Raw genomic sequence first — 9,598 nt, 5'->3', positions numbered from 1 at the left:
CGATGGTAGTGTGGGGTCTCCCCATGCGAGAGTAGGGAACTGCCAGGCATCAAATAAAAAGCCCTGCACATAAGTGCAGGGCTTTTTGCTTTTTAGTTTTCAGAACACAAAAAACGGCCAGTCACCTGACTGACCTGTAATATTGTTAGTGAATAACCTGCGATAAAAACGCCCGCGTGCGTTCAGACTTCGGATTCGCAAAGAATTCATGCGGCGGCGCCTGCTCAACAATCTCACCGCGATCCATAAAGATCACCCGATCGGCCACCGTCCGGGCAAACCCCATTTCATGCGTTACGCAAAGCATCGTCATCCCGGACTGTGCCAGTCCAATCATGGTATCCAGCACTTCCTTAACCATTTCGGGATCGAGCGCCGATGTCGGTTCGTCGAACAGCATAATTTTTGGCTTCATGCATAACGACCGGGCGATCGCCACGCGCTGCTGTTGCCCACCGGAGATTTGACCGGGAAACTTATGTGCATGCTCGGCGATACGTACACGATCCAGATAATGCATTGCCAGCGCCTCGGCTTCTTTCTTCGGCATTTTACGCACCCAAATCGGTGCCAGCGTGCAGTTTTGCAGTACGGTTAAGTGCGGGAATAAATTAAAGTGCTGGAACACCATCCCCACTTCTGTACGCACCCGTTCAATATTGCGCAGGTCATCATTCAGCTCAATGCCATCCACGACAATACGGCCCTGCTGATGCTCTTCGAGATGGTTAATACAGCGGATTGTTGTAGATTTACCGGAGCCTGACGGCCCGCAGAGCACAATACGTTCGCCCTGCTTCACCTTCAGGTTAATGTCTTTCAGGACATGAAACTGCCCATACCATTTATTCACATTTTCGAGCGTTATCATCGCGTCGGCAGGTTGCATCGTTATATTACTCATGGGATTCCTTAGTGCGGTGTACGCCCGGTGTTAAAGCGCTGCTCAAGGTGCTGGCTGTAGCGCGACATACTGAAACAGAAGATCCAATAGATCATGGCGGCAAATACATAACCTTCGGTCGACATGCCCAACCATGCTGGGTCGACCGTGGCCTGCTGCACGCTGCTGAAGAGATCAAACAGCCCAATAATGATCACCAGACTGGTGTCTTTAAACAGGGCGATAATGGTGTTGACCAGACCCGGGATCACCATCTTTAATGCCTGCGGGAGGATCACCAGGCCCTGGGTTTTCCAGTAACCCAGGGAGAGAGATTCTGCGGCCTCGTATTGGCCTTTCGGTAGCGCCTGAAGCCCTCCGCGCACCACCTCGGCAACATAGGCCGACTGGAACAGAATCACCCCAACCAGCGCCCTGATAAGCTTATCGATACTGGTGCCTTCCGCCATAAACAGCGGCAACATGACGGAGGACATAAACAGCACCGTGATCAGAGGTACGCCGCGCCAGAATTCGATAAAAATCACCGACAGGATCCGCACTACAGGCATGGCCGACCGACGCCCTAACGCCAGCAAAATACCCAGCGGCAATGCGCCAGCGATCCCCACCGCAGCGATAATCAGCGTTAGCGTGAGTCCGCCCCACTGGCGGGTTTCTACACGCTCCAGGCCAAAGAAACCGCCATACATCAGAAACCACACCACAATCGGATAAACCACCGCCCAGAGGGCGATGTATTTACCGCGTTGCGGTATGCTTTTCCAGAACATCGGCGCGATGGAAAGCAGCGTGATAATGAGCGCCAGATTGATTCGCCAGCGCTGGTCGTGTGGATACAGCCCATACATAAATTGGCCAAACCGGGCGTGAATGAACACCCAGCACGCGCCTTCCTTCGTGCAATCCGCGCGCGTTTCACCAATCCAGTTAGCCTGAAACAGCGTCCAGTTGAGCAGCGGCGGAATCAATTCCCACATCATCCACAAACAAAATAATGTCAACAGGCTATTAAACCAGCTGGAAAACAAATTTTTGCGAACCCACACCCACATGCGTCCTGAGCCAGTAGCGGCAACGCGCGGGGTAGGGCTCATGAGTACTTTGCTCATCATGGCTCCTTTAGCGCTCAACCAGGGCAATGTGCCGGTTATAGAGGTTCATCAGCAGAGAAATTGTCAGGCTGATAATCAGATAGACCGACATCGTGATAGCGATGGTTTCAATCGCCTGACCGGTTTGGTTCAATACGGTGCCAGCGAACAGCGACACCATATCCGGGTAGCCAATCGCCGCCGCCAGCGAAGAGTTTTTAACAATGTTGAGATACTGGCTGGTCAACGGCGGAATAATGACGCGCATTGCCTGGGGAATAATCACCTGGCGTAGCGTGACCGGGTTCGGCAAACCCAGTGACCGTGCCGCTTCATGCTGACCATACGGAACGGACTGGATCCCGGCGCGAATGATCTCGGCGATAAATGCGGAGGTATAAACCGAAAGTGCGAGCGTCAGGGCTGCCAGCTCAGGGATTAGCGCCATTCCCCCCCGGAAGTTGAAACCACGTAACTCGGGCACGTCCCAGTGTAGCGCGGCACCAAACGTCCAGTGAGCGACCAGCGGCAGCGCGATAAGCAGTACCAGCGTCACAGGCCAGGTACGCCGCAACTGCCCTGTTTTGATTTGATGGTTTTTATTAAAGCGAAACAGGCCCGCCGAAATCGCCAGCGCGACAAGAATAGCCAGCACGAATCCCAGCGCGCCTTCACCTAACGCCGGTGCGGGAATATAAAGCCCCCGGTTGCTGAGAAATGCCAGGTCAAAGGCATTCACCGCCTGGCGTGGGCCTGGCAAATTGCGCAGTACGGCGAAGTACCAAAAGAAAATTTGCAGCAACGGCGGGATATTACGGAAGGTTTCGATATAAACGGTAGAGAGCTTGCGTAACAGCCAGTTGTCGGACAGGCGCGCCAGTCCTAAAAAGAAGCCAAGAAATGACGCAAACACAATACACAGCGCAGAAACTAACAGAGTGTTAAGCAACCCGACAAGGAAAACCCGGCCATAGGTATCCCCTTGCTGATAATCAATCAAATGCTGAACTATGCCAAATCCGGCGCCGCGATCGAGAAAAGCAAACCCTGACGTAATGCCACGACTGTTGAGGTTTGTAATGGTGTTGTGGATCAGATAAACAGCAATACCAATAACCGCGGCGATTGCCAGTATTTGAAACAGCCAGGCGCGAACCGCGGGATTGGAAAAGGAGAGTTCTCCTTTTGCGTTTGGGCGGCGATGGGGCATATGCGAACCTCAATAACAAAACTCTGGTTTGGGCGCTGCAAAGGCGCAGCGCCCGTTACAACAACGTGCGTGATTAGCGAACCGGCGGAGCGTATTGAATGCCGCCGTTGTTCCAGAGGTTGTTCTGACCGCGTTTGATTTTCAGCGGGCTTTCGGAACCCACGTTACGTTCAAACACTTCAGCATAGTTACCGACCTGCTTAACGATGTTGTAAGCCCATTTGTTATCCAGCTTCAGATCCTTGCCATAATCGCCCTCTTTGCCCAGAAGATGGCCCATGTCCGGCGTGGCAGGATTAGCGGCTTTCTCATCGACGTTTTTAGACGTGACGCCCATCTCTTCCGCGTTGAGCATAGCGAACAGCGTCCAGCGCACCACGGAGAACCATTCATCATCCCCGCGACGCACCACTGGACCCAGCGGCTCTTTCGAGATCACTTCCGGCAGGACGATAAATTCATCCGGGTTGCTGAGTTTAATGCGCAGGGCATACAGCTGAGACTGGTCAGAGGCCAGGGTATCGCAACGGCCCGATTCCAGCGCTTTTGCCGATTCGTCGGAACGATCAAAAGTGACCGGGGTATACTTCATGTTATTGGCTTTGAAATAATCCGCCACGTTCAGCTCAGTATCGGTACCCGCCTGGATACAGACCGTTGCGCCATCCAGTTCTTTGGCGCTTTTCAGCCCCGCTTTGTTATGGGTCAGGAAACCGATGCCGTCATAATAGGTCACGCCAGTAAAGGCCATGCCCATTCCGGTATCGCGAGAAGATGTCCAGGTGGTATTGCGGGATAACAAATCCACTTCGCCAGATTGCAGTGCGGTAAAGCGTTCTTTCGCCGTCAGCGGGGTATATTTTACTTTTGTGGCATCGCCAAATACGGCAGCCGCGACGCCACGGCAGACATCAACGTCAATTCCGCTGAATTTACCGTCTGCATCCGCATACGAAAATCCAGGTAAGCCATCACTAATACCGCATTGAACAAAACCCTTCTTTTTTACTGCGTCAAATGTCGCGCCTGCATGTGCCTGATTTGCAACAGCCATCAGTGCGCCTGCCGCGGCAAGCGTGGCAATAATCATCTTCTTCATAGTGCATCCTGTGTGGCGAAATTATCGTTATATTGGCGTCCCGTGGGCACGCTAATTACCTGTCTGTGGCAACAGCCATAAACGTTAAAGCAAAGGGAGTGCCAGTTTTGCATCGGGGAGATAATGCATTTATTTCGATGCAATAAGCGAAGTGTAGACAGGAAACGTAAAACGTAATGCTCGCCAATGGTGCGAAATTACAACCTGCGCCACATTTTGGAGCAAAATAATTAAATAGCGTCGTCGTGAAGTAACTAATTAATTTCTCAGGTTAATATTGGCAGGGTAAGGGATGATGAATGATGTGAGATAAATCACGAGGCAGAGTTAAAGCCCGAAAAAAGAAATAAAGAAATGTGAGTTATTGCAGAAATTTTAATTTTGCTTTGGTGCGATTAAATAACAAATTAACAGCCTGGCAAAAAGAGTTGCACCGTTTAAATGCAAACGGCGCGATGAACGCGCCGTTTCGGAACAGACTGGCATTATTTACTCAGCGCGATGATACCCATCGTTAAGCCCGCTACCGCTGCTGCGCCGCCAGCGATCGCGCCAGCTGTTTCCCAGTTATCCTGAGTGGTGCCTTTCATACAGGTGTTGGTATGGACCAGACGCCCCTGATCGTCATACACCGGCACACATGGGGAGTCATGCGCACAACCGGCTAGCACTGCACAAAGGGATGCTACAGCGATTAACTTCTTCATGGTATTACCTCATTAGAATAATCATCCAGAAAACCTCGCTAACGGTAATATTATTCATAACCTTATAGCGCTGGATTTGATAGACGCATTTTACCACTGGCAAAAAATGGAGAGGAGCAGACATTATTTTCAATTCATGTGGATTGTAAAAATAATGGAGAGGAAAATTTACGCTGGAACCGAAAAGTTACTCAGTTCCAGCGGTGGGTTTATCTCATTAATAAATGAACGTATTTAGCATGTAAAAACATGAAAGACATCCGATGTCTTTCATGTTTACAGGGTTACTTTTTATTAAACCGTTGGCGAATTACCACAAAGAATGCCGGGACAAAGAAAATGGCCAGTAACGTCGCGGCAAGCATACCGCCCATCACTCCGGTACCCACCGCATTCTGCGAACCGCTCCCGGCGCCTTTACTCATTACCAGCGGCAACACGCCAAGGATAAACGCCAGCGATGTCATAAGGATTGGTCGAAGGCGCATCCGTACCGCTTCCAGCGTTGCTTCGATAAGATTTTTACTTTCTTTGTCCATCAGGTCTTTGGCAAATTCGACAATCAGGATGGCGTTTTTGGCGGAAAGACCGATAGTCGTGAGCAAACCGACCTGAAAATAAACATCGTTATCAAGGCCTTTTACCGTCGCCGCAAGCAATGCGCCTACCACGCCCAGAGGCACCACCAGCATTACCGAGAACGGAATAGACCAGCTCTCATACAACGCGGCGAGGCACAGGAACACCACAATCAGGGAGATGGCATATAAAGCAGGAGCCTGGTTGCCGGATAACCTTTCCTGATAGGACATGCCAGTCCACTGATATCCAAACCCGGAAGGCAATTTAGCGGCCAGTGACTCCATCACCTCCATGGCCTCCCCGGTACTTTTACCCGGCATGGCTTCACCCTGAATTTCCATAGAAGGCAAGCCGTTATACCGCTCAAGTCGCGGTGAGCCTTTAACCCAATGTGATGACGCGAAGGCCGAGAACGGCACCATTTCACCGCTGCTGCTGCGCACATAGAGCGTATTAAGATCTGATGGCAACATACGGAATTTTGCATCCGACTGGAGATAAACCTTTTTCACCCGGCCTTCATCAATAAAGTCATTAACGTAATTGCCGCCCAGTGCGGTAGACAGCGTTTGGTTGATATCGGAGAGCGCGACACCCAGCGCCTGCGCTTTATCCTGATCGACATCAATCTTAAATTGCGGCGTGTCTTCCAGACCATTCGGCCTGACGCGGACCAGCACATCGGAACGCTGAGCCGCTTCACCCAATAGCTGATTGCGCGCCTGAGTTAAGGCATCATGCCCCTGGTTTGCCTGGTCGATCAGTTCAAAATCGAAACCCGTGGCGGTGCCCAGTTCGATAATGGCGGGCAGGTTGAACGGGAATACCATCGCGTCACTAATATGCCTGAATGCCATCGTCGCGCGCGCAATAATGGACTGCGCCTTGTTCTCGTCACCGGAACGCTCTTCCCAAGGTTTGAGGCTGATGAACGCGATACCGGCGTTTTGCCCCTGTCCGCTGAAGCTAAACCCGTTAACCGTGAACACGGATTCGACGTTTTTACTTTCTTTGGTCAGGTAATAGTCATTGATTTCATCAAGCACTTTCTGGGTGCGCTGCTGCGTCGCGCCGGAAGGTAGTTGCACCAGGGTCATAAACACACCCTGATCTTCCTCGGGCAGAAATGAAGTAGGCAACTTCATAAACAGCATCACCATTCCCGCCACGATAAGCACGTAAACAACCAGATAGCGCGTGGTACTGTGAATAATCCGGCTTACGCTATTACTGTAGTGGTCGACGCTCTTATCGAATAAGCGGTTGAACTTACCAAACAGCCCGGCGTTTTTATCATGCTTCTCCCCTGACGGCGGTTTCAGCAGCGTCGCGCACAGCGCTGGCGTCAGGATCAGTGCGACCAGCACTGACAGTGCCATGGCAGAAACAATCGTGATCGAAAATTGTCGGTAAATCGCACCTGTCGAACCGCCAAAGAAAGCCATTGGGATAAATACGGCGGAAAGCACCATCGCGATGCCCACCAGCGCGCCCTGTATTTGCCCCATAGATTTGCTGGTGGCTTCTTTCGGCGGCAGATGATCCTCTTCCATAACACGTTCAACGTTTTCAACGACCACGATGGCATCGTCAACCAGCAAACCTATGGCAAGTACCATCCCGAACATCGTGAGGGTATTAATGGAGTACCCGAATGCAGACAACAGCGCGAACGTGCCCAGCAGAACCACAGGCACGGCAATCGTTGGGATCAGCGTAGCGCGGATATTTTGCAGGAAAAGGTACATCACCAGGAACACCAGTACGATAGCCTCGAATAGGGTTTTGACCACCTCTTTAATAGAGATTTGGACAAACGGCGTGGTGTCATAGGGATAGGTCACTTTTAAGCCTTTTGGAAAGAAGGGCTGCATTTTCGCCAGCTCGTCTTTTATAGCTTTAGCCGTATCGAGGGCATTCGCGCCCGTCGCCAGTTTGATCCCTAACCCCGCGGCGGGTTTCCCGTTGATTCTCGCTATGGTGTTGTAGTTTTCGCCCCCCAACTCTACGCGCGCCACATCTTTAAGGCGGATCAGCGAGCCGTCTTTATTTACGCGTAACGTGATGTTTTCAAATTCCTTAACGCTCTTAAGGCGAGTCTGGGCAATGATCGAGGCATTGAGTTGCTGCCCGGCCACCGCAGGCGTACCGCCAAGCTGACCCGCAGCGATTTGCGCGTTCTGAATTTTCAACTGATTGACGACATCAACCGGCGTCAACTGATAATTGTTTAACGCGTTGTTATCCAGCCAGATACGCATAGCGAACTGCGCGCCAAAGAGCTGCACATCGCCCACGCCAGGCGTGCGGCTGATAGGATCTTTCACCGTTGAAGCGACGTAATCCCCCAGCTGTTCCTGGTTCATACTGTTATCAGAGGAGATAAAGCCTGCCACCAGTAAGTAGCTGCTACTCGATTTCTCAACGCCGATGCCCTGTTGTTGTACCTCCTGAGGAAGCAAGGGCATCGCCAGCTGCAGTTTATTTTGCACCTGCACCTGAGCGATATCGGGATCGGTGCCGGATTCAAAGGTCAGAGTAATGGTCACACTGCCAGACGCATCGCTGGTGGAGGACATATACATCAGGTTATCGATGCCGTTCATGTTCTGCTCAATCACCTGGGTCACAGAGTCCTGAACAGTTTGCGCATCCGCGCCGGGATAGGTAGCAGAGATGGCGACGGCAGGCGGCGCTATCGTTGGGTACTGAGCCACAGGCAACTGGATAATGGCCAGCCCGCCGGCAATCATCAACAGAATGGCCAGAACCCAGGCGAAGATTGGTCGCTGAATAAAGAAATTAGCCATGTTCGCGAGCGCCTTGCTGGGTTTTTTCTGCGGCGTCGTCAGTGACCGGGTTTACCGTTGCGCCTGCTTTAATATGCTGTATGCCGCTGACAATCACTTTGTCGCCCGGCTTAAGTCCCTCTTTCACCAGCCACCGATCGCCTATGGCTTCTGATGCGACGACCGGGCGGGTTTCAACTTTGTTCTGTTCATCAACCACCATCACTAACGCGTCACCGCGCGGTGTCCGGGTGACGCCTTGCTGAGGCACCAGTATCGCGTCAGGCTGGGTACCTTCATCGACCCGCGCTCTGACAAACATCCCCGGCAATAGCTGATGATCGGGATTAGGGAACACTGCCCTTAACGTCACGGAGCCAGTGCTTTCATCCACGGTCACATCGGTAAATTCAAGCTTCCCGGGATGCGCATAGGTTTGGCCATTATCCATAATAATGTTCACGCCGCTGGTGCTGTCTTTCGTCAGGCTACCTTGCTCGATAGCCTGCTTAAGTTGCAGAAAGTCGTTGCTGGACTGGGTGAGATCGACATAAATCGGATCGAGTTGCTGTACCGTTGCCATCGCGGTGGTCTGGCCGTCGGTGACCAGCGCGCCTTCTGTGACGGTAGATTTGCCGATCCTGCCGCTGATAGGGGAGGTGACTTTGGTATACGCCAGGTTAATGCGTGCGGACTCAACGGCGGCCTGGGCACTGAGCACATCGGCGTCGGCTTGTTTGGCGCTGGCCACCGATTGATCGTACTCCTGTTTACTGACGTATTGCGTGCCAACCAGCGGCTGATAGCGTTTTACGGTCAGATGGGCAATCTCTGCTGCTGCCTGCGCCCTGGCTAATGTGGCTTTTGCGCTATCAAACGTCGCCTGATAGGTCGCAGGGTCGATCTGATACAGCGAGGAACCCGCCGTAATATCGCTGCCCTCGGCGAAATTACGCTTCAGGATAATCCCGCCAACCTGAGGACGGACTTCAGCGATACGAAAAGCGGAGGTGCGCCCGGGCAGTTCTGTGGTTACAGCAAAGGGTGAGGCTTTAACGACATGTACCACGACCGAAGGCGGTTCGTTACCTGATGGCATGTTATTTTTATCATCGCATCCACTAATGAACATTCCTGAAATCAGTAGAAAGAGGAATAAACATTTAGCCCCATTATGTTTTGTCATCACTATTCCTTTTATAAACCGATGGCA

At 51.9% G+C, this 9,598-nt stretch carries 7 protein-coding genes; all 7 read right to left on the bottom strand.

All coding sequences use genetic code 11. The features are described 5' to 3' along the window. Window positions 1–145: 145 nt before the first annotated feature. Window positions 146–904 carry an amino acid ABC transporter ATP-binding protein gene (locus RT120_RS15845; RefSeq protein ID WP_312984060.1) on the bottom strand — a complete coding sequence of 253 codons (759 nt, stop codon included), beginning with the start codon at window positions 902–904 and terminating at the stop codon, window positions 146–148. Between the two features lie 8 nt (window positions 905–912). After that, window positions 913–2,016, bottom strand: coding sequence for an amino acid ABC transporter permease (locus RT120_RS15840; RefSeq protein ID WP_312984057.1), 1,104 nt, complete (start codon window positions 2,014–2,016; stop codon window positions 913–915). A gap of 10 nt (window positions 2,017–2,026) precedes the next feature. Beyond that, window positions 2,027–3,208, bottom strand: coding sequence for an amino acid ABC transporter permease (locus RT120_RS15835; protein ID WP_312984054.1), 1,182 nt, complete (start codon window positions 3,206–3,208; stop codon window positions 2,027–2,029). A 73-nt stretch (window positions 3,209–3,281) separates the two neighbouring features. Then, window positions 3,282–4,307 (bottom strand): amino acid ABC transporter substrate-binding protein, encoded by a 1,026-nt coding sequence (locus RT120_RS15830; protein ID WP_125292954.1) that lies wholly within the window; start codon window positions 4,305–4,307, stop codon window positions 3,282–3,284. A 485-nt stretch (window positions 4,308–4,792) separates the two neighbouring features. Further along, on the bottom strand, window positions 4,793–5,014 hold the full coding sequence (locus RT120_RS15825) for a hypothetical protein (RefSeq protein WP_002437506.1): 222 nt from the start codon (window positions 5,012–5,014) through the stop codon (window positions 4,793–4,795). 284 nt (window positions 5,015–5,298) lie between these two features. Next, window positions 5,299–8,406 carry an efflux RND transporter permease subunit gene (locus RT120_RS15820; protein ID WP_312984051.1) on the bottom strand — a complete coding sequence of 1,036 codons (3,108 nt, stop codon included), beginning with the start codon at window positions 8,404–8,406 and terminating at the stop codon, window positions 5,299–5,301. Continuing rightward, complete coding sequence (locus RT120_RS15815; RefSeq protein ID WP_312984049.1) at window positions 8,399–9,571, bottom strand: efflux RND transporter periplasmic adaptor subunit; 1,173 nt, start codon at window positions 9,569–9,571, stop codon at window positions 8,399–8,401. The genes RT120_RS15820 and RT120_RS15815 overlap by 8 nt, the downstream gene beginning before the upstream one ends. Window positions 9,572–9,598: the final 27 nt, after the last annotated feature.

Source organism: Atlantibacter sp. (assembly GCF_032062175.1).
Classification (GTDB): Bacteria; Pseudomonadota; Gammaproteobacteria; order Enterobacterales; family Enterobacteriaceae; genus Atlantibacter.
This window is presented reverse-complemented; position numbering and strand designations above follow the sequence as displayed.

What these genes read in the sequence shown, in the direction of transcription:
- RT120_RS15845 (WP_312984060.1), bottom strand. Translation starts at nt 904, where the DNA reads ATGAGTAATATAACGATGCAACCTGCCGACGCGATGATAACGCTCGAA.
- RT120_RS15840 (WP_312984057.1), bottom strand. Translation starts at nt 2,016, where the DNA reads ATGAGCAAAGTACTCATGAGCCCTACCCCGCGCGTTGCCGCTACTGGC.
- RT120_RS15835 (WP_312984054.1), bottom strand. Translation starts at nt 3,208, where the DNA reads ATGCCCCATCGCCGCCCAAACGCAAAAGGAGAACTCTCCTTTTCCAAT.
- RT120_RS15830 (WP_125292954.1), bottom strand. Translation starts at nt 4,307, where the DNA reads ATGAAGAAGATGATTATTGCCACGCTTGCCGCGGCAGGCGCACTGATG.
- RT120_RS15825 (WP_002437506.1), bottom strand. Translation starts at nt 5,014, where the DNA reads ATGAAGAAGTTAATCGCTGTAGCATCCCTTTGTGCAGTGCTAGCCGGT.
- RT120_RS15820 (WP_312984051.1), bottom strand. Translation starts at nt 8,406, where the DNA reads ATGGCTAATTTCTTTATTCAGCGACCAATCTTCGCCTGGGTTCTGGCC.
- RT120_RS15815 (WP_312984049.1), bottom strand. Translation starts at nt 9,571, where the DNA reads ATGACAAAACATAATGGGGCTAAATGTTTATTCCTCTTTCTACTGATT.